The organism is Pseudomonas sp. 14P5.3.2, from assembly GCF_057799175.1.
This window is the reverse complement of the sequence record NZ_JBYOKU010000006.1, coordinates 56958-75970: the sequence shown is the minus strand read 5'-3', so window position 1 is coordinate 75970 and position 19013 is coordinate 56958. Positions and strand designations below refer to the sequence as shown.

The following is a 19013-nucleotide window of genomic DNA, read 5'->3' as shown; positions in this document are numbered from 1 at the left end:
GGGAAATGACATCAAAACAACGCCGCGATATTAGATGGCCATCATTTTGACGTCAAACCTATGTTGCAACTGCCTGTCAGCGTTCAACGCCTGTCCTCGTCGCCACCTCGTGCGGTGCAAGCAAGCGGCCATCAGCCGACATCAATTGCAGCTTGCGAATCGGCTGGCGATCTTTTGCATCAACCATCACCGAACCCGACTCACCCGGCGCATACAGGTGCTCCCCGCCCCACTGCGACAGCGCGACGATCACCGTCTGCAGGGCCTTGCCGCGTTCGGTCAGCACGTATTCCTTATGAGCACTGCCACCGGCGGCCGGCACCGTTTGCAGAATCCCCTGCTCCACCAGGGCCTTGAGCCGGGCACTGAGCATGTTCTTGGCGATGTCCAGATTCTTCTGAAAATCACTGAAGCGGCGAATGCCCTCCAGCGCATCGCGGATGATCAGCAGCGACCACCAGTCGCCGATCAGGTCCAGCGTACGGGCGACCGGGCAGGCGTTGCCGTGCAGGCTTTTGCGCTTCACAGGGTGTTTCTCCATCAAAACCGGCGTGTGGTTGCATCTTACAACTGTGACGCTGGAAAAGAACCACACCGCCCTGCTCGGCAATTCAGCACTTGCGTACAAGTGACGGCAGCGATTTGCGCCGATAGTGATCGGCGGCCATTGCGGCATCCGGCCTTCCTGAACGATTGCCCACAGCAAGGAGTTTCCATGAGCACATTCACTACCGATGACGGCACACAGATCTATTTCAAGGACTGGGGCAGCGGCAAACCCGTGTTGTTCAGCCATGGCTGGCCGCTGGATGCCGACATGTGGGAATACCAGATGGAGTACCTGAGCAGTCGCGGCTACCGCACGATTGCCTTCGACCGCCGTGGTTTCGGGCGCTCCGATCAACCGTGGACCGGCTACGACTACGACACCTTTGCCGATGACATCGCGCAACTGATCAAGCACCTCGACCTGCGCGATGTCACGCTGGTCGGCTTCTCCATGGGTGGCGGCGATGTCAGCCGCTATATCGCCCGCCACGGCAGCGAGCGCGTTGCCGGGCTGGTGCTGCTCGGGGCGGTGACGCCGCTGTTCGGCAAGAAGGCCGACTACCCGCAAGGCGTCGACCACTCGGTGTTCGACGGGATCAAGGCCGGCCTGCTCAAGGATCGCGCGCAGTTCATCGCGGATTTCGCCGCGCCGTTCTACGGCACCAATCAGGGCCAGAAAGTCTCCGACGGCGTGCTCACGCAAACCCTTAACGTCGCCCTGCTCGCCTCGCTGAAAGGCACCGTGGATTGCGTCACCGCATTCTCGCAAACCGACTTCCGTCCAGACATGGCGAAGATCGACGTGCCGACCCTGGTCATCCACGGCGACGGCGATCAGATCGTGCCGTTCGAAACCACCGGCAAGCAAGCCGCCGCCCTGATCAAAGGCGCCGAACTGAAAGTCTATGCCGGCGCCCCCCACGGTTTTGCCGTGACGCACGCCCAGGCGCTGAATGAAGACCTGTTGGCTTTCCTGAACCAATAAAGCCCCACGCTGACCGGGAACAGTCCCGGTCAGCGCACGTTGCGATACAGCATCAGCCGCGCGCTTTCGTGCAGTCCCCGAGTCAGCTCCACCAGGCGCTGGAATTCCTCGGGGTTTTGCCCGGCGACGTTATCCAGCGGCGTGTTCGACGCCAAGTCATGCAGGGTCGGCGAGCTGCCGTCATGTTGCATCTGCAAGAGGAAATCCTTGGTCACCCCGCCAATCAACGGGAACGTCCCCTCGCGCAGCACCAGCGGCACCACACGCTCACCTTCCGGCGCCGGTTGCTGGACATCGCGCCCCATCGCGCCGTTGCTGAACGGCACGCCGGCCATCCCCGCCACCGTCGGCAGCAGATCCGTCAGCCCCACCGCCTCCTCGATGACCTTCGGCGTCAGCAGCCCCGGGGCGTGAATCAGCATCGGCACATGATTGCTTTCCAGCCCCAGTTGCTCGAACGCCGGCGGCATGTGCGGGATCTGGCTGATACGCGTGTTGTGGTCGCCGAAGAACACAAAAATCGTGTTGTCGTAATAGCCGCCAGCCTTGGCCAGCTCGATCAATTTGCCGATATTGAAATCCAGCAGGCGCACCGCGTTGTACTGCTCGACGCTACGCGAACCGGCGGCCTGCACCTGCTCCAGTGACAGGTTGCTGGCCTCGAAGCCGTCGTTGTCCTTGGGGATGGTGAACGGCCGATGGTTGCCCGAGGTTTGCACGTAGGCGAAGAACGGTCGGTCCTTCGGCAAGTCGCGCAGGATGCGGTCGCTCTCCTTGAACAGATCCAGGTCGGAGATGCCCCACACGTCCACCAGCGGCGAACGCCAGTCACTCTCCTGATACAGGCGCACGCCGTCGATGCTTTGTTGGATCAGCGCATTGATATTGGCCCAGCCGGCGTTGCCGCCAATCATGTAGAGCTTTTGATAATCGTTGAACGCATTGATCAGCGTGTGCTGGCGGGTGATCAGAGGGTGGCGCGTCGCGGTCTCGCGGCGGGTTACGTCGGGAACGCCGGTGATGCTCGCCCACACGGTTTTCGCGGTACCGGTGACCGGCACATAGAAGTGCTTGAAGAACCAGCTGCGCGTCGCCAGTTGATCAAGGTTCGGCGTCGGGTTCAACGGATTACCGTAGGCGCCGACGGCGCTGGTGCCCAGCGATTCGAGCATGACGAACATCACGTTCGGCGTGCCCTGCAGCCGATACGGCTGCACGCCTTGCTGACGCTCGAAGTTGAGCGATTGCGGATCCGGTCGATCCACGCCCAGATAGCGAGCGATCAACGGATAGTGCTCGCGCACCTGCGCCTCATCGAATTGCGCCTGCCCGGTTTTCAGCGTGTCGTAGAGGAACAGCACCGGGTTCAGACCGACTGCGGCGATCTGCGCGTTACCGGAAAAGAACGCATCGCTCCAGCGCAGCGGCACCGGATTTTCCAGGTTGAGATTGTCGACACGACCCAGCAGCGCCAGCAGCACCGCGACCACCCCCAGTCCTGTGCCAAATGCCAGCGACGGACGCTGGATAGTCTTGGGTTCACGGGCCAGCGTCGCGCGTTCGAGTTGCAAAAATCCGAAGTAGCAAACGCCCAGCGTCACCAGCCAGCCGAGGGCGATCCACAGCACCGGATAGGTTTCCCAGACCATCTGCTGTGAGATCTGCGCGTCTTCCAGGTAACGCAGCACCGTGGCGTTGATCCGCACGCCGAGATAGGCGTAATGACCGAAATCGATGATGTACAACAGGCCGATCGCACCGAGCGCCAGCAGCCAGTAAACCCGTGCGACCCAGCGCAACCACGGCAACCGCGTGAGGTTCCAGCGCGGTAGCCAGGCCAGCAGCGCCAGTGGCAGGATCAGCAACACGGCGAGGCGCAAGTCGAAACGCAAACCGATGCCCAGGGTTTCGCGCAGTGCCGGGTTATCGATGAACTCGCTGGGCGCGATCCCGGAAAACCCCAGCACAAACACCAGCCGGAGCACGGCAAACAACAAAAACGCCAAACCTGCCGCACCCACGCCGTAGCGCAGGCGTCGCGATTGCAACCAGCCCATCATTGACCTCAGTGTCGTTGGTTCAAATAGAAGATGTCGCGCCCGCCGGTGCGGTTCGCAGCAGACGCCAGACCTCACGGATGCACAGCGCTGCAGCGGCGATCAGGCAGTAACCAAGCAGCAGCGGATCGATCAGGTAATCCCAATAGTTTTCCGAAGCCTTGAGACGCAAGGCGAACGCCAGCGTGCCCAGCGCGAGCATCGACACGGCCAGCGTGTTGCGCAGCCACAACAGCGCCAGTGCCAGCAGACCGATACAGACGATCATCGGCCGTGGGTTGAAGCCCCAGCGGTACGGATCGAAATAGGTCAGGCCCATCGTCGCCGGGTACAACAGCGCGGCCAGCACGGTAAACAGCACCAGCACCTGCACCCGTGCCGGCAATGTCTGCCGCTCGACCACGCCCAGTCGGACCAGACTGGCCCAGCCGAGCAGCACCAGCGTGGTGATCGCCAGATCGTCGGTGACACTGCGCACATACGCCGCCAAGGGCAGCTCGCTGACCGGCACGAAGCTGACCACCGCCAGCAGCGGCAACAGCCACGGGCGCCAGCGTTGGGTGCATTGCAACGAACCCAGCAGGACAAAACCGAGCAGGATGAACGTCAAATGGGCTTGCCAGAGAATCAGCATCACAGGCGCTCCTCCAGCCACGCTTCGTTGAAGCTGACATGTTTGATGAAGGTGTTATTCCACGAATACACCAGGTGATAGAGGCCATCGCTGCCGCGACTGAAGTACGGGTATTCGTACTCGAAATCACAGCCCTGCGGCTTGCACACCCGGTAGTCCAGATTGCTCAGAAAGCGTTGCTCCAGCGGCAAGCGCCGGGCACCACTCGAAGCACGAAAACCTTCGCCGATGATTGCCTTATAGGCGTCGGGGGCGAACGGCTGGCCGAGCGGATCGGGTGACTGATCGAGTTCGATCACATTGCGCCAGTGGTTCAGGCTGGCATCAGTGCCATAGAGGCTGAGCTTGAAGCGCCCGTCCTGCAGATCATTCAGCGCCACCAGCAGCCCGTTGTCGTCGGTGCCGACTGCCGCGAGCGATGAATTGGGGTTGGCCGGTTCCAGCGGATACGGCTCGCTCCAGGTCTGCCCGGCGTCCTCGGTGCGGCTGGCCAGCACTCGATGATGAGTGTCGCCGGCATAACGCAGCATGGCCACGGCACGCCGGCCATCCAACGGCACAATGGTCGGCTGCAACGAATGTTTGCCACGGCTGATGCGGAATTTATCGATCACCGCGCCGTCTGCGCTCAGGTACAGGTACTCGGCGAATTTGCCCATGAACTCGTGATACACCGGCAAACCGATCGAGCCGTCGGCATGGAACACCGGCGCGGCGCGCACCAGCGTACTGATGTTGAAAAACGGTGAAGTGATCAGCTGTCGCGGCACCGACCAGTTGCGCCCGAAATCATCCGAGACCATCACGTTGATCGCACTGGTGGCCCAGCCGCCCACGGACACCGAGACATAGAACATCCACAACCGCTGATCCGGCGCGAGGGCAATCACCGGGTTGCCCAGTTTGCGGATGTAGCGCTGGGTGCCGTCGCGGGTCGATTCGCGGGTGGCCAGCACCTGCTCGGCGCCCCACTCCGCGCTGTTGGCATCGTAGCGGGCGGTGCGGATCTGCACGTCGGCAGCGCCCTCGCGGGAGCCGGCAAACCACACCGCCATCAGGTCGCCGCCCGGCAGTGCGGTCACCGACGAGGAGTGCACGAAATCATTCAATTGCGAGGAGACGAAGCGACTGCTGTACAGCGGCTCCGATGCCTGCAGCGAGGCATCGACCGGCGGCGTCGCCACGGCAAACGGCGCCAGCACATGGGCCGGATGGCTGCGCCAGGCGCCCCAGAAAATCAGGCTCACGGCCAGTCCGCCGAGGATAAATTTCAAGCGATCGGGAAGCACACGCATAGTGGACTCACGGCAAAAACAGGATGGAGGGCAATCGGCAAAACATCCTTGTCAGCGCGGTAGATCGTCCGGCAAGCGGCGCCGGCGTCCCGTGAGCATCGACAACGGCAAGTTGTCGCGCAGCAGAAAACTTTCGAACAGCGCGGCGGCGATGTGCAGGCAGACCAGCACCAACAGGATATCGGTAGCGGTTTCGTGCACCTGCAACGGCCAGTCGGCGCCCCACAAGTCATCGACCTCTTCCATGGCCCAACCGCTCACGCCAGCGGTGAACATTGCCAGCAGCATCAAAATCATCACCAGCGCACCCATCGGCGAATGCCCAAGACGATGCTCGGGCCGTCCGGCAATCAACGAGCGCGCATGGGCGAACAGCCGCGTCGGCGTCGGCCAGAAATCCGCCCAACGCGCACTGCGCGGCCCGACGAATCCCCACACCAGCCGCACCAGCAGCCAGCCCATGGCGTAATAGCCGAGCCACACATGCCAGTCATCACCGGCTTCATTGAAGAAATAATTGGCGACGAAGACGCCCGCGATGGACAGATGAAACAGCCGCACCACGGGGTCCCACAGGCGCAGGGACGCGCTCGGCATCAGCCCTTGATCTCGGTTTTCACCGCTTTGCCGCTGACCGGGTCGTGGTAGATCTCGACCTTGCGCTTGTCCTTGTCGAAGCCGTAGATCTCGTAGCAGTTGCCGTCGGTAACCTTGAACTTGCTGATCTCGTAGCCTTGGGCCTTGAGTTGTTCCTGAAAGGCTTTCTGGTCTTGCCATTGCGAGCGTTCGGCGGTGGTGCATTGCGGGCCGGCGACAGCCAGCGGGCTGGCAACGATGAGGGACAACAGCAGAAGTTTGCGCATGGAAACACTCTCGCTCGATGAGGAAGGCCTCACTGTGCAAAAGCAACCTTAGTCGAAGCTTAGTTGGCAACGAGTCGTTACATCTTTCCCGTCGGGTCAGCTGCCACAGCTGGCTGCACAGCGGCATGATGCCGCCGGTCAACCGCCATGTTTCCTCAAGAGAATCCGTTATGCGCCTATTGCTGGTCGAAGATGATCGCGCCCTCGGTCAAGGCATTCGCGTTGCCCTCGGCAGTGAAGGCTACACCCTCGACTGGTTGCAGGATGGGGTCAGCGCCCTGCACGCCCTGCGCAGTGAGAGCTTCGACTTGCTGCTGCTCGACCTCGGCCTGCCACGGCTCGACGGCCTGACGCTGCTGCAGCGCTTGCGCGGCGAGCAACAGGATTTGCCGGTGCTGATCCTCACCGCCCGCGACGGCACCGCCGAACGCATCGCCGGGCTGGATGCCGGCGCCGACGACTACCTGATCAAACCGTTCGACGTCGATGAACTGAAAGCGCGCATCCGCGCGTTGCTGCGCCGCAGTCAGGGCCGTGCGCAACCGGTGCTTGAGCATGCCGGCGTGTGCCTTGATCCGGTCACGCAGCAGGTCACCTGGCACGGCACCGACGTGGTGGTGACGCCGATGGAATATCAACTGCTGCATCAACTGATGGCCCGCCCCGGCAAGGTCGTCACCCGCGAACGTCTGTCCCGGGCGCTGTATGGCTGGCAGGACCGGGTCGAGAGCAACACCCTTGAAGTGCTGATCCACAACCTGCGCAAAAAACTCTCAAGCGAGTTGATCCGAACGGTGCGCGGGGTCGGTTACGTGGTGGAGCTCAAGCCATGATTTCCATACGTGCGCGGATTCTGGTGCCGGTGCTGATTCTGGTATTGATCGGCGATCTGCTGATCAGTTGGCTGGTGCTGCGCGACAGTCACCATGAAATCGAAGAGGTCTACGATGCCCAACTGGCGCAAAGTGCGCGCCTGCTGCAAGGCGTGCTGGCCCAGCGCGCGCCGGGCGACAACGACTGGAGCCGGCTCTATCAGGCCTTCGATGAAGCGATGAGCCGGGTCGGCGACGGCGAGGCTGCGCACCCATACGAAACCCGTCTGACCTTTCAGGTGTGGCGCAGCGACGGCCAATTGCTGGTGCGCTCGGCTGAAGCGCCGGAGCTTGCGGCGCCGCCCACCACCCTCGGCTCCCATGACCTGATAGAGAACGGCCGCGACTGGTGTGCGTTCCTGCTCAAGGATCCGCAACAGGGGCTGCTGATCTGGGTCGGCGAGCGTGACGACATCCGCCAGGATCTGATCGAACGCATCGTCGGCCACACGTTATGGCCGAGCCTGATCGGCGTACCGTTGCTGGCCGCGTTGATCTGGCTGACCATCGGCTGGGGCCTGCAACCGCTGCGCGCGATGGCGCAGAGCATTCGCGGACGTGACACCGAAACCCTGAAACCGCTGCACCTCAGCCCCCTGCCCCACGATCTGGAGCCGATGCAGACCGCGCTCAATCGCCTGTTGCAACAGATCGACAATCTGCTGGCGCGGGAGCGGCGCTTCATTGCCGACGCTGCCCATGAGCTGCGCACACCGCTGGCGATTCTGCGGATCCACGCGCAAAACGCGCAACTGGCGGCGACGCCGCAACAACGCGAAGAGGCGCTGGAGTATCTGGTCAGCGCGGTGGATCGGGCGACGCGTATCGCCAGTCAATTGTTGACCATGGCGCGCATCGAACCACACCTGGCCAATCCCGAAACCCGCACCGTGGAACTGACCGAACTGGTGCGCGAAGAACTCGCCGAACTGGCACCGCTGGCCCTGGAAAAAGACGTCGAACTGATCCTCGACAGCGACCACCACTGCCCGGTCGACACCGACCCGGTGGCCCTCGCCATCGCCTTGCAGAACCTGGTGACCAACGCCCTGAACTTCGCCCCGCCGGGCAGCGAGGTGCGGGTTCAGGTGCAACCGCAGGCGGGCGGCGCGGTGTACATCAGCGTCGAGGACGCCGGCCCCGGCATCAACGAGCAGGAATACGCGCGGCTGTTCGAGCGTTTCTACAGCCATGGCCACGGTAACGGCGCGGGACTGGGGCTGGCGATCGTGCAGATGATCGTCAGCAAGATCGGCAGCACGCTGCAGCTGTACAACCGGCCGCAGGGCGGGTTGTGTGCGCAGTTGCGGATCAATGAGCTCTCGAGTCAATAACATCGCCCGGACCCTGCACGAGCATTGTGGCGAGGGAGCTTGTCGAATCGTCGCACCGTCCCGCTGAGGCGCGCAGCGGCCCTTTCTTTGCCGAACAGCAGAAGGCCTGCTGCGCAGCCCAGCGGGAGCAAGCTCCCTCGCCACAGAGTCTGGTGTTTATCGATCGCCTCGATGCTTTTGACAAAATTTTCATGTTTGCCCAAATAAGATCCGCAGCCTCGTTGGGGAGTAGCCTGTTTCCGAGTCCCTCGGAAGCGTTCGTATCAACATTCTCGGCAACATGCCGTGGTACGAACACCTTTTGGTTGGTGAGACCGACGACACATCCATGCCTAAAGTCGGGCGTGTGGTTGTGTCGTTGACTCATAGCCCGACTGGAAGTGTGCCCCCGTGAATCCTGTTTCCCTCATATTCCTCGCTCTGGCCATGTCCACGGACGCGTTCGCCGCGGCCATCGGCAAAGGCTCCAGCCTGCACAAACCACGTCTGACCGAAGCACTGCGCACCGGCCTGATCTTCGGCGTGATCGAAGCCATCACCCCGATCATCGGCTGGCTGATCGGTCAGGCCGCCACCCGTTGGGTCGCCGAATGGGACCACTGGATCGCCTTCACCCTGCTGCTGATTCTCGGTCTGCATATGATCTACAACGGCCTGAAACACGAAGACGAGGAAGAGGAAAAACCCGGCCAGCATTCGTTCCTGATTCTGGCAGTCACCGCGTTCGCCACCAGCATTGACGCCCTCGCAGTCGGCGTCGGCCTGGCGTTTGTCGACGTGAATATCTGGGTGGCGGCAGCGGCCATCGGCGTGGCAACCATGACCATGGTGACCATCGGCGTGATGCTTGGCCGGGTGCTCGGAGCGGTGGTCGGCAAGCGTGCGGAAATCGTCGGTGGTGTAGTGCTGATGATCGTCGGCGCGACCATTCTGTACGAGCACTTGTCAGCCTGATTCAGGCGCGGATCAGCGCCGCCAGTGTCATCGCGTTGCCCAACGCAGCGCCACTGGCGGTGTTGTCGAAAATGCACCAGACGCTGGCGCCTTCAGCAGCGCAGAGCCGCATGCTCTGCGCAAGCTGTTGCAGATAAGGCAGCTCATAAGCACTGTGATAAATCCGTGGCGCGCCATGCAGTCGCCAATAGCGCACACCCGCCCAGCCCTGCGCCGAGCCATCGCTACTGATCCGCGATGGATCGACCACGACCTGGGCGATACGATAAGCGTGCAGCATCGGCGCCGCCGTCACCCACGATTCATGCCGTGGCTCCAACACCACATCACCCGCGAATCGTTGGCGCAACGCCACGAAAAACGCCTCTGCGCGTGCCGGCTCAAAGGCCAGCGACGGTGGCAGTTGCACCAGCAAACTCCCCAATCGGTCGGCCAAACCCTCGCACTGCCCGAGAAACTCATCCAGCGCCTGATCACAGTTCTGCAAACGCAATTGATGGGTGATCTGCTTCGGCACCTTCACTGAAAAGCGAAAGCCCGGCGGCACCGAATCCGCCCAGCGTGCATACGTCTCGCGCCGATGCGGGCGATAGAACGAACTGTTGATTTCCACGCAGTCGAACCGTGCCGCATACCGCTGCAGATGCGTGCCCTCGGCCGGAAACTGCGGCCAATACTCACGCCCCAGACTCCAGCCTGCGCAACCGATGAACATCAAAAAAACACCTTCGCCGCTTCACGCATGAAAATCTCCACGGTCTTCGTTCACAAACTTGGGATACGACGAAATACCTGTGGGAGCTGGCTTGCCAGCGAAGGCGTCGACACATCCACAATCGCTGCGCCTGACACACCCCCTTCGCGAGCAAGCCCGCTCCCACAATTTCGGCGGCGTTCACAGATTGGGGGTACGACGAAACACCTGTGGGAGCTGGCTTGCCAGCGAAGGCGTCGACACATCCACAACTTCTGCACCTGACACAGCGCCTTCGCGAGCAAGCCCGCTCCCACAGTTTCGGCGGCGTTCACAAATTTGGGGGACGACGAAACACCTGTGGGAGCTGGCTTGCCAGCGAAGGCGTCGACACATCCACAACTTCTGCACCTGACACACCGCCTTCGCGAGCAAGCCCGCTCCCACAGGTTTCAGCGGCGTTCACAGATTTGGGGCACGGCGAAGCTCCTATGCGGTTATTTTTTGCCGGGGAGGACGCTGGCCAGCACCTGCTTGGCGGCTTGCACGATCACGCCCGCCTCGTCCGGGTCGCCCTTGAGCAGGGTCGTGGCAAATTTCTTCGCCTGTTGGAGCGTGATGTGCGGCGGCAACGGCGGTACGTTGGGATCGGTCTTGAACTCGATCAGCACCGGCACCTCCGAAGCCAATGCCTGCTCCCAGGCGGCGGCAATGTCCTCTTCGCGGTCAACAAAAATCCCTTTCAGGCCGATGGAAATGGCGAACAGGTGATACGGCACGTCGGGGATGCTTTGCGAGGCTTCGAACTTCGGATCGCCCTCCATCACCCGTTGCTCCCAAGTGACCTGATTCAGATCCTCGTTGTTGAAAACCGCGCAGATCCACTTCGGACTGTCCCACTGGCGCCAGTATTTGGCGACGGTGATCAGCTCGGCCATGTTGTTCATCTGCATCGCGCCATCCCCCACCAGGGCAATCACCGCGCGCTCGGGATGGGCGAACTTGGCGGCAATCGCGTACGGCACGGCAGCCCCCATCGAAGCCAGTCCGCCGGACAGCGAACACTGCATGCCCCGGCGGATTTTCAGGTCACGGGCGTACCAGTTGGCGCAGGAGCCCGAATCGCTGGTGATGATTGCCTGATCCGGCAGGCGCGGTGACAGTTCATACACCACCCGCTGTGGATTGATCGGTGCGGCTTTGGCCATGGCACGCTTTTCCAGGGTCTTTTCCCAGCTGCCGCGCCAGCCTTCGATCTTTTTGCGCCACTTGCGCGAGGTCTTCTGTTCGAGCAACGGCAGCAACGCGGCAAGGGTTTCGGCGGAGTCGCCAACCAGATTGACCTCCATCGGATAACGTAGGCTGAGCATGTCGGGTTGCAGGTCGATCTGCACGCCGCGCGCCTGACCTTCCTTGGGCAGAAATTCGGCATAGGGGAAACCCGAGCCAATCATCAGCAAGGTGTCGCATTCATTCATCATCTTGTAGCTCGGTTCGGTGCCCAGCAGACCAATGCTGCCGGTGACCCACGGCAAATCGTCCGGCAGCGCAGCCTTGCCGAGCAACGCCTTGGCGACGCCAGCACCGAGTTTTTCCGCGATGGCGATCACTTCATCCGTCGCCTGCAACGCGCCAGCGCCGACCAGAATCGCAACCTTTTCACCGCTGTTCAGAACGTCGGCGGCGCGCTGCAGATCCGCCTCGTAGGGCAGCACTTTCGGCTTGGTGTAACCGACGCCAGAGTGCGCGGTGCCATGCGCCCGCGCCGGTGACTCGTATTCAAGATCCTGCAAATCATTGGGCAGGATGATCGCTGTCACCCGCCGCTCGCCAACCGCTGTGCGCACGGCGCGGTCGAGCAAATGTCGTACTTGCGACGGCGCCGACGCCTGCTGCACAAAAGCCCCGGCCACATCCTTGAACATCGAGACCAGGTCCAGCTCCTGTTGGTAATGGCTGCCGAGTGCGGTACGCGCCTGCTGACCAACAATCGCCAGCACCGGTTGGTGATCCATGCGGGCGTCGTACAGCCCGGTAATCAAGTGCGTAGCGCCGGGGCCTGAAGTGGCAATGCACACACCTAATTCGCCGGTGAACTTGGCGTGGGCCGAAGCCATGAACGCGGCCATTTCTTCGTGCCGGGCCTGAACGAATTCGATCTTGCCATTGGCTCGGGCGAGCGCGCCGAACACGCCATTGATGCCGTCTCCCGGATAACCAAAAATCCGTGTGACGCCCCATTGGCTGAGCCGCTCAACCAGAAAATCTCCCACTGTCGTCGTCATCTCGTTCCTCGCCTGTCACCGATGCATGAAGCCTTCCCGGCGAAACATCCGCCGGGAAGTACAAGGGTCTGGACAGCCGGGAAGAGCGCGAAGTTTCGATTGTTTTTGCCATTAGCCAGTGGCGACGGGTACAGCCTGCGCCCACTCGGCCTCATCGATTTGGGCAAGGCTCAGGTGCGCCGTCTCCTTCAGAAGAAACGAGCATAGCGCCACGATACCCAGCGCGATCGCGCCGTAAACCGCCACCCCGAAGGCGTTGTGGTTGTTCGCGATCAAGATCGCCGTCGCTGCACTGGAAGCGGTCCCGCCGCCCAGCGCCGCACCGATCTGATACGCCGCCGACATTCCCGAATAGCGCATGTGCCGCGGAAACTGTTCAGCCAGAAACGCCGGAATAGGCCCCTGCGTCGCGCCCATGAACGCACCGATGGCGATGTAGGCAGCGGTAGAAATCAGCAGACTCTTGAGGCCGACCAGCGGGAAAAACGCAAAGAAGCCGAGAGCCATGATCAGCGCGCCGAGGATCATCACCTGGCGGCGGCCGATCCGGTCGGACAGCAAGGCAAACAACGGCGCGGTGATCACGATGGCGATCGACAGCGACAAGTCGAATACCAGCGCATCGGTACTGCCATAGCCCAATTGAGTGGCATACGACAGAAAGAACGTGCTGCCGATGTAGGCGATGGTCACGTAGCCGAAAGCGATGCCGGTGCACAACAGCATGGCTCTGGGCCGCGCACGCAGCGCTTCAAGCAGCGGCATGCGCACGTGGGCCTGCGGTTCGGCGGGTTGTTCAAGCGGTTTGTGCAGGCGCGCATACAGACCGATCAGCACCAGCACGCCACCGAGCCAGAATGGAATGCGCCAGGCAAATCCGGCCAGGTCATCGTGTGATGCGACACTGACAATCGCGAACACCCCGGCACCGAGAATCCCGCCGATACCGATGCCCATGCTGGTGAAACTGCCCCACAGCCCACGTCGCCCGGGCGGCGCCGACTCGATGCCGAACAGCGCCGCACCGCCCCACTCGCCACCGGCGGCGAAACCCTGCACCAGTCTGAGCACCACCAGCAACACCGGCGCGCCCGCACCAAGGGTTGCATAGCCCGGCAGGCACCCGATCAACAGCGTGCTCAGGCCCATCAACAGCAGCGTGATCACCAGCATTTTCTGCCGGCCGAGTTTGTCACCGTAATGCCCGAACACCATGCCGCCAAGGGGCCGGGCGAAGAACCCGGCGCCAAAGGCTCCGAACGCCACCAGCGTCGCGGTCAGCGGAGCCATCTGCGGAAAAAACACTTGGGGAAACACCAGCGCGGCGGCGGTGCCGTATATCACGAAGTCATAGAACTCCAGGGCGGTGCCCATGCCGGAGACGAAAAACGTCCTCAGCGCTGACGGGGAACCGCTCTTGCGATCAATCTCGGTAGCCATGTGCATTGCTCGTTTTGTTTTTATTGGAGGCCGCGATTCAGAAACGCAGATAGCCGTTTCGGGCGAGCTGTTTGGGGTTGCCGGCGGCGTATTCGAGGACGCTGTTCTCGGTGTCGATGCCGATGGTCAGCAGAGTTTCCCAGCGTTCGGTCGCCGGCATGCTCAGATCAGGGTGGAAGCAGATCGGCGCGTCTTCACCCGCCTCGCCGCACATGGCGTCTGCCCGATGGCTCAGGTTGCCACTGGCCATGTTTTGCAGCGCCGCGTTGACGTGATCGAAACGCGCGTACGTCGTCGAGGCATCCGGTGTGCGCTCGCCGAGGCTCAGTTCGGGATCGAGGAAATGGTTGGTGTGGGTGATCCAGCCCTCGGCATCGGGCCGCACCACTGCAGTGAATGCTGGCGACATTTCAATGCTCACCGCACGCGGGCTTGAGTCCTCGCGGGAGAACACGGTCAGCACCGTGGAGGCGCTGACCCGCGCTGAACGCGCCAGCGCAATCGCTTCGTCAACGCTGCTGGCTTCTTCAAGGATGCGCCGGGCAATCGCATGCACCGGCACCCCGGCAGATCCATTGTCGCTGGCGTGATGCAGGATGTTGAAGTGCAAGCCCAGCCCGGCGCTGTTGACGCCGATCTTGCCGAGCATGCCGAACTCGGTGAACAGTTTGACCGTCATGCCTGCGGCCGTAGTCAGTTGCAGAATCAGCCCGTTGGGCACCAGCGAATCGTGCCAGTCCCAGGTCTGGATGCTGCGCGGCGGCAATGCGCCGTTGGGGGCGAACACGGCGGTCGAGCACTCGCCTTCGGTGGACGCCGGCATCACGGCGAGAATCTCGGTACGAGCATTCAGACTGGCGAGCTGCCAAAGCGGCACCCCGGCACCTTCAGCAGTGGCGACGAGCTCTTCGGCGAGGCTCGGGCACCAGCCTTGGAGGGTTTGCAGACTGGCTTCACCGATGGCCTGCACCTGTGCCAGGGGAACACCGACCTGATTGAAGAAATCCAGATAGAGCGCCACCGTCTGGCGGATCTGCGCGGCCCAGGTGGTGCCAATCTGATGCCCGCGAATCTGTGGATTGCGGGTGTCGGTGACGAAGCAATGAACATTCACGAAAAGATTTCCTTGTTGTCGTTTTGAAGGTCTGCCGTCACGGTTTACGGCGGTAGATTTCGCGACCGGCGAACCAGGTGGTGAGCACCTGGGTGTCGCGCAGAGCGGCGGGCTCGACCGTGAACACATCGCGGTCGAGGACGATCATGTCGGCCTGCTTGCCGGGCTTGAGCGAACCGATCTGGTCTTCAAGGCGCAGCACCTTGGCCGCGTTGAGGGTGTAGGCCTGGAACATGACCTGACGGTCGATGTCTTCGGCGGCGTTGAGCACGCCTTTCGGGCCTTTACGGCTGACGGCCTGATAGATCGCCTTCCACGGCTCCGGGGTGGTGATCGGCCAGTCGCTGGCACCGGCGATGGTCGCGCCGTTCTTCAACAGCGAGCGCGCCGGATAGGTGTACATGAAGGCCATCGCGCTGACGTAAGGCTTGACCAGGTCCATGCTCGACTCATCGGCGGCAGCCCAGAACATCTGCATCGAGGCGATGACATTCAGCGCCTTGAAACGAGCGAACTCCTTGGGGTTGACCATTTGCAGGTGAGTAATCGAATGGGCGATGCCACTCTGACGATCCTTGCGCGCCTGCTCGATGCCGTTAAGCGACTCACGCACCGCGCGGTCACCGATGGCGTGGATGTGCACCAGCCAGCCACGGGCATCGGCAGCGCTGACCAGCTCGCCGAAGTGCGCCGGGTCGATCAGCAGCTCACCGGTCTTTTTCGAGTTGCGGTACGGCTCGAGCATCGCCGCGCTTTGCGCCGGCACTTCGGCCACGCCGTCAGCGAAAATCTTGATCCCCGGCAAGGTCAGATTGCTGACTCCGAGGAACTGTTGGCGCACCTTGTCCAGCTCATCGAGGTCGGCCGGTCTGGCCTTGGAATCCGCCATCAACAGAGCCGCGACGTGGGCGGTAAGTTCGCCGTTTTCCGAGAGTTTTTTATAGGTCGGCAACACACCGAGCGAGTTGTTGGTAACGTCACTGCCCGGGACTTCGTTGGCGAGCGGGTCCATCCATCCGGTGATCCCCAGGCTCTTGTAGTAGTTCAACGCCGCGCGCCCAGCGGCCAGTAAGGTGTCAGCGGTCGGCGGCGGCAGCAAGGCCTGCACCGGGTACAGTCCGGCATCGACGAGGAAGCCATCCGGGCTGCCGTCGGAGTGATGGCCGATGGTTGCCTGCTCTTCGCCCTTGAGCGTTTTAACTTTCTCTGCCGTGACGCCGGCGCGTTCAAGCATCGCCCGATTGGCCCAGCCGGTGTGCAGATCCCAGCCCAGCAGGAGGATCGGCTGGTTCGCCCATTCGCCCTGATTGAAACGCTGCTCGAGGGCGGCGATATCGCTCCAGTAGGTCGACGGCAACCCGCCTACACTGAGGAAATCCCCACGCTGCGCCTTGCCGTCCTGACGCCATTGGCGCAGGCGTTGTTCCAGTTGATCAAGCGGCAACAGTTGCCCGTCGAGGTTGGCCTGCAACATCTGCAGACCGCCCTTGATCGTGTGGGAATGCGAGTCGATGAAGCCCGGCATCAGCACTTTGCCGTGCAGGTCGATCACTTGCGTGGCCAGCGTCTTCAGGCGCATCACCTGCGCATCCGTGCCCACGGCGAGGATCTTGCCGTTCTCCACCGCGACCGCTTGCTGCAAGGGCTGGCCGGGTTCGGCGGTGTAGACCTTGGCGTCGTGCAGGATCAGATCGGCGGACGCCAGACTTTCCAGTGAGGCACAGGCCAGTGCCGATGACACCATCAGGATCAGTAGCTGCTTCATGAGGCTTCTCGTTATTTTTGTTAGGCTGCGAGCAAGCCTATCCAAGCCTTGGCGATAACTGAATGCCACCTCGCGCACAACTTCTGTGCCCAGCAGGAATAGATCAATGGACAAGATGAGTGCCCTGACGATGTTCGTCGCCACCGCCGAACACGGCAATTTCAGCCGCGCCGCCGAGGTGCTCGGCAAGACTCCGTCGGCCCTGACCAAAGCCGTGGCGCAACTGGAAGAAGAGCTCGGCACGCGGCTGTTCGACCGGACGACCAGACGCATGGCGTTGACCGAGGCCGGACGGATTTATCTGGATGGCGCGCGGCAGGCGCTGATGCAACTGCAACTGGCCTGCGAGGGTGTCGAACAGCTCAGGCACGAATTGAGCGGCGGCTTGCGCATCACCGCCCCGCCCTCCTTCGCCCCGGCGTTTCTCAACGACGTCTGCTGCCGCTTTCTCGACGCCCACCCACAGGTGCATCTGGAAGTCGACTTGAGTGACAGCTATGACGATCCGGTGGATGGCGGTTACGATCTGGCGCTGCGTGACGGCCCGATCGATCTGCCGGGTGTGATCGCCCAACCCATCGTCGAGAATCGGGTGGTGCTGTGCGCCAGCCCGACGTACCTGGCGCGCAAGGGTCAAGAGGTGTCACTGGACAACTATCAGCAGCACGACTGGCTGATCTTTCGTCACCCGCTGCTCAACCGGCATTTCTGGTGGGTCAAGCAAGGTGACCGGAGGATTCGCCTGACCCAGCCGAGTCCACGCGTGGCCAGCGACAACTACGACTTCCTGCTGGCCTGCCTGCTGAAGGGCCAGGGCCTGCAGTTTCTGCCGCAATGGAGCGCCGCGCCGTATCTGGCTAGCGGCGAACTGGTGGAAGTGATGCCCGAATACTGGCGCGAGCCCAGTGCATTCGGCCCGTGGATTTACGTGTTGTATCTGGCCCACCGGCGCAACACGCGCAAGGTCAAAGTGTTTATCGAATTCTTGAAGGCGCACTGGCGCCCACTGTCACAAGGGACGAATGAAAATGGATCTGCCACAGACATGGCGCCAGCGTTTCGCTGACACCCGCTACGAACAGCAAACCATCGGCGAATCCCGCGCCGATGTGTTCCGCCTGACGCCCGCCGGATCAGCGCCGCTGTTCGTCAAATCAGAGCCGCGAATCAGCTTCTCCGAATTGCCTGGCGAAGTGCAGCGCCTGCGATGGCTGGCGGAGCAGGATCTGCCAGCGGCGCGCGTGCTCGACAGCGTCGAAGAAAGCGAGCGCTTCTGGTTGCTGATGACCGCTGTACCGGGACGCGACCTCGCCAGCAGCGAACATCTCACGCCGCAGCAAATCGTCTCGCTGGCGGCGAATGCCTTGCGCACGCTGCATGCAATCGACATTGAAGACTGCCCATTCGATCATCGCCTCGACGCGAAAATCGCCCTTGCCCGCGAGCACTTGTTGGCCGGTTTGATCGACGAAGAGGATTTCGACGACTCGCGCCTCGGCCAAAGCGCCGAAGCGCTGTTCGAGCAGATGCTGGCCGCGCGCCCGGACAGCGAAGACCTGGTGGTGACTCACGGCGACGCGTGCCTGCCCAACCTGCTCGCCGACCACGGTCGCTTCAGCGGTTTCGTCGACTGCGGGCGGCTGGGCGTTTCCGACCGTTTCCAGGACCTTGCACTGACAGCCCACAGCATCGCCTACAACCTCGGCGAGCAATGGGTGCCGGCATTTTTCGAGGCTTATGGGGTGCAACCGGATCTACGAAAAATCGCTTTCTATCAGTTGCTCGACGAGTTTTTCTGAGGCACGCATCAACGATGCGGATGCACCGTCATCGCCACCAGTTTGATCACAATCGGCCGCACCACGAGGATGCACAGAAAGGCCACCGGCATTGCCAGCTTGTAAGCGTGCAACGCATTACTCAGGTAGTCGTTATCAATCCCGGAATTGGCGGCGGTGATCACCAGCGACATCAGGAACGCCATGATCGTCGCCATGTACAACGCAAACACATAGGGTGTCGCCCGCGGCGACAGCTTGCGCCGGCTGAGATACAAGGCATCGGTGGTGGTTCTTTGATTCATAGGGCTTTTCCATCCATTGACAGGGAGTCGGCACCTTAGCAAAGCCCCCCTGCGCGCAACTAGACGGCCCGCCACAGGTACTTTATAAA

Annotated in this window: 18 protein-coding genes and 1 riboswitch; of the genes, 6 read left to right on the top strand and 12 right to left on the bottom strand. The window is 61.9% G+C overall.

The genetic code is table 11. The features are described 5' to 3' along the window. Nucleotides 1-76 precede the first annotated feature (76 nt). A complete protein-coding gene (locus AC27VU_RS06885; protein ID WP_488723746.1) occupies nucleotides 77-526 on the bottom strand; it encodes a winged helix-turn-helix transcriptional regulator in 450 nt (149 codons plus the stop codon). Between the two features lie 189 nt (nucleotides 527-715). Between AC27VU_RS06885 and AC27VU_RS06880 the strand changes: the two genes are divergently transcribed. Then, nucleotides 716-1534, top strand: coding sequence for an alpha/beta fold hydrolase (locus tag AC27VU_RS06880; protein WP_003225794.1), 819 nt, complete (start codon nucleotides 716-718; stop codon nucleotides 1532-1534). Nucleotides 1535-1563: 29 nt separating this feature from the next. On the opposite strand, the gene AC27VU_RS06875 is transcribed toward AC27VU_RS06880, so the two are convergent. Genes AC27VU_RS06875 through AC27VU_RS06855 form a run of 5 tightly spaced genes read right to left on the bottom strand, consistent with a single transcriptional unit; the run spans nucleotide 1564 to nucleotide 6383 of the window. Then, the gene (locus AC27VU_RS06875) at nucleotides 1564-3591 is read right to left on the bottom strand and encodes an LTA synthase family protein (RefSeq protein WP_488723745.1); all 2028 of its coding nucleotides are present in this window, start codon (nucleotides 3589-3591) and stop codon (nucleotides 1564-1566) included. Nucleotides 3592-3613: 22 nt separating this feature from the next. Beyond that, nucleotides 3614-4225: a hypothetical protein gene (locus AC27VU_RS06870; protein WP_488723744.1), complete on the bottom strand. Its 612-nt coding sequence runs from the start codon at nucleotides 4223-4225 to the stop codon at nucleotides 3614-3616. Next, the gene (locus AC27VU_RS06865; RefSeq protein WP_488723743.1) at nucleotides 4225-5520 is read right to left on the bottom strand and encodes a sialidase family protein; all 1296 of its coding nucleotides are present in this window, start codon (nucleotides 5518-5520) and stop codon (nucleotides 4225-4227) included. The genes AC27VU_RS06870 and AC27VU_RS06865 overlap by 1 nt, the downstream gene beginning before the upstream one ends. A gap of 51 nt (nucleotides 5521-5571) precedes the next feature. Continuing rightward, entirely contained in the window at nucleotides 5572-6117 is a 546-nt protein-coding gene (locus AC27VU_RS06860) for a cytochrome b/b6 domain-containing protein (RefSeq protein WP_488723742.1), read from the bottom strand. After that, nucleotides 6117-6383 carry a PepSY domain-containing protein gene (locus tag AC27VU_RS06855; RefSeq protein WP_007960465.1) on the bottom strand — a complete coding sequence of 89 codons (267 nt, stop codon included), beginning with the start codon at nucleotides 6381-6383 and terminating at the stop codon, nucleotides 6117-6119. The genes AC27VU_RS06860 and AC27VU_RS06855 overlap by 1 nt, the downstream gene beginning before the upstream one ends. 170 nt (nucleotides 6384-6553) lie before the next feature. Here AC27VU_RS06855 and AC27VU_RS06850 point away from each other — a divergent pair, with 170 nt between their 5' ends. The 3 genes from AC27VU_RS06850 (at nucleotide 6554) to mntP (ending at nucleotide 9543) form a co-directional block, all read left to right on the top strand. After that, a complete protein-coding gene (locus AC27VU_RS06850) occupies nucleotides 6554-7216 on the top strand; it encodes a response regulator (RefSeq protein WP_003225808.1) in 663 nt (220 codons plus the stop codon). Further along, nucleotides 7213-8589: an ATP-binding protein gene (locus tag AC27VU_RS06845; protein ID WP_488723741.1), complete on the top strand. Its 1377-nt coding sequence runs from the start codon at nucleotides 7213-7215 to the stop codon at nucleotides 8587-8589. The genes AC27VU_RS06850 and AC27VU_RS06845 overlap by 4 nt, the downstream gene beginning before the upstream one ends. A gap of 210 nt (nucleotides 8590-8799) precedes the next feature. Further along, nucleotides 8800-8971, top strand: a riboswitch (yybP-ykoY riboswitch). A gap of 8 nt (nucleotides 8972-8979) precedes the next feature. After that, entirely contained in the window at nucleotides 8980-9543 is a 564-nt protein-coding gene (gene mntP / locus AC27VU_RS06840; protein WP_045122500.1) for a manganese efflux pump MntP, read from the top strand. Nucleotide 9544: 1 nt separating this feature from the next. Here mntP and AC27VU_RS06835 read toward each other — a convergent pair whose 3' ends face one another. The 5 genes from AC27VU_RS06835 to AC27VU_RS06815 all read right to left on the bottom strand — a co-directional run bounded on the left by AC27VU_RS06835 (nucleotide 9545) and on the right by AC27VU_RS06815 (nucleotide 16841). Continuing rightward, nucleotides 9545-10258 carry a DUF72 domain-containing protein gene (locus tag AC27VU_RS06835; RefSeq protein ID WP_488723740.1) on the bottom strand — a complete coding sequence of 238 codons (714 nt, stop codon included), beginning with the start codon at nucleotides 10256-10258 and terminating at the stop codon, nucleotides 9545-9547. Between the two features lie 476 nt (nucleotides 10259-10734). Continuing rightward, nucleotides 10735-12522 carry a thiamine pyrophosphate-requiring protein gene (locus tag AC27VU_RS06830; protein ID WP_488723739.1) on the bottom strand — a complete coding sequence of 596 codons (1788 nt, stop codon included), beginning with the start codon at nucleotides 12520-12522 and terminating at the stop codon, nucleotides 10735-10737. 111 nt (nucleotides 12523-12633) lie between these two features. Beyond that, nucleotides 12634-13962, bottom strand: a complete 1329-nt coding sequence (locus AC27VU_RS06825; RefSeq protein WP_488723738.1) for an MFS transporter — start codon at nucleotides 13960-13962, stop codon at nucleotides 12634-12636. Nucleotides 13963-13999: 37 nt separating this feature from the next. Beyond that, nucleotides 14000-15076 (bottom strand): C45 family autoproteolytic acyltransferase/hydrolase, encoded by a 1077-nt coding sequence (locus AC27VU_RS06820; RefSeq protein ID WP_488723737.1) that lies wholly within the window; start codon nucleotides 15074-15076, stop codon nucleotides 14000-14002. Between the two features lie 37 nt (nucleotides 15077-15113). Beyond that, on the bottom strand, nucleotides 15114-16841 hold the full coding sequence (locus tag AC27VU_RS06815; RefSeq protein WP_488723736.1) for an amidohydrolase: 1728 nt from the start codon (nucleotides 16839-16841) through the stop codon (nucleotides 15114-15116). 106 nt (nucleotides 16842-16947) lie between these two features. Here AC27VU_RS06815 and AC27VU_RS06810 point away from each other — a divergent pair, with 106 nt between their 5' ends. Then, nucleotides 16948-17907 carry a LysR family transcriptional regulator gene (locus tag AC27VU_RS06810; RefSeq protein ID WP_201137356.1) on the top strand — a complete coding sequence of 320 codons (960 nt, stop codon included), beginning with the start codon at nucleotides 16948-16950 and terminating at the stop codon, nucleotides 17905-17907. Continuing rightward, nucleotides 17870-18640 (top strand): APH(3')-II family aminoglycoside O-phosphotransferase, encoded by a 771-nt coding sequence (locus AC27VU_RS06805; protein WP_400505469.1) that lies wholly within the window; start codon nucleotides 17870-17872, stop codon nucleotides 18638-18640. Before AC27VU_RS06810 ends, AC27VU_RS06805 begins: the two co-directional genes overlap by 38 nt. An 8-nt stretch (nucleotides 18641-18648) precedes the next feature. On the opposite strand, the gene AC27VU_RS06800 is transcribed toward AC27VU_RS06805, so the two are convergent. Then, nucleotides 18649-18924, bottom strand: a complete 276-nt coding sequence (locus tag AC27VU_RS06800) for a DUF2798 domain-containing protein (RefSeq protein ID WP_262143570.1) — start codon at nucleotides 18922-18924, stop codon at nucleotides 18649-18651. Nucleotides 18925-19013 lie beyond the last annotated feature (89 nt).

Coding starts and splice junctions, on each gene's coding strand:
- AC27VU_RS06880 (WP_003225794.1), top strand. CDS start 716: ATGAGCACATTCACTACCGATGACGGCACACAGATCTATTTCAAGGAC.
- AC27VU_RS06875 (WP_488723745.1), bottom strand. CDS start 3,591: ATGGGCTGGTTGCAATCGCGACGCCTGCGCTACGGCGTGGGTGCGGCA.
- AC27VU_RS06870 (WP_488723744.1), bottom strand. CDS start 4,225: ATGCTGATTCTCTGGCAAGCCCATTTGACGTTCATCCTGCTCGGTTTT.
- AC27VU_RS06865 (WP_488723743.1), bottom strand. CDS start 5,520: ATGCGTGTGCTTCCCGATCGCTTGAAATTTATCCTCGGCGGACTGGCC.
- AC27VU_RS06860 (WP_488723742.1), bottom strand. CDS start 6,117: ATGCCGAGCGCGTCCCTGCGCCTGTGGGACCCCGTGGTGCGGCTGTTT.
- AC27VU_RS06855 (WP_007960465.1), bottom strand. CDS start 6,383: ATGCGCAAACTTCTGCTGTTGTCCCTCATCGTTGCCAGCCCGCTGGCT.
- AC27VU_RS06850 (WP_003225808.1), top strand. CDS start 6,554: ATGCGCCTATTGCTGGTCGAAGATGATCGCGCCCTCGGTCAAGGCATT.
- AC27VU_RS06845 (WP_488723741.1), top strand. CDS start 7,213: ATGATTTCCATACGTGCGCGGATTCTGGTGCCGGTGCTGATTCTGGTA.
- AC27VU_RS06835 (WP_488723740.1), bottom strand. CDS start 10,258: ATGTTCATCGGTTGCGCAGGCTGGAGTCTGGGGCGTGAGTATTGGCCG.
- AC27VU_RS06830 (WP_488723739.1), bottom strand. CDS start 12,522: ATGACGACGACAGTGGGAGATTTTCTGGTTGAGCGGCTCAGCCAATGG.
- AC27VU_RS06825 (WP_488723738.1), bottom strand. CDS start 13,962: ATGGCTACCGAGATTGATCGCAAGAGCGGTTCCCCGTCAGCGCTGAGG.
- AC27VU_RS06815 (WP_488723736.1), bottom strand. CDS start 16,841: ATGAAGCAGCTACTGATCCTGATGGTGTCATCGGCACTGGCCTGTGCC.
- AC27VU_RS06810 (WP_201137356.1), top strand. CDS start 16,948: ATGGACAAGATGAGTGCCCTGACGATGTTCGTCGCCACCGCCGAACAC.
- AC27VU_RS06805 (WP_400505469.1), top strand. CDS start 17,870: ATGGATCTGCCACAGACATGGCGCCAGCGTTTCGCTGACACCCGCTAC.
- AC27VU_RS06800 (WP_262143570.1), bottom strand. CDS start 18,924: ATGAATCAAAGAACCACCACCGATGCCTTGTATCTCAGCCGGCGCAAG.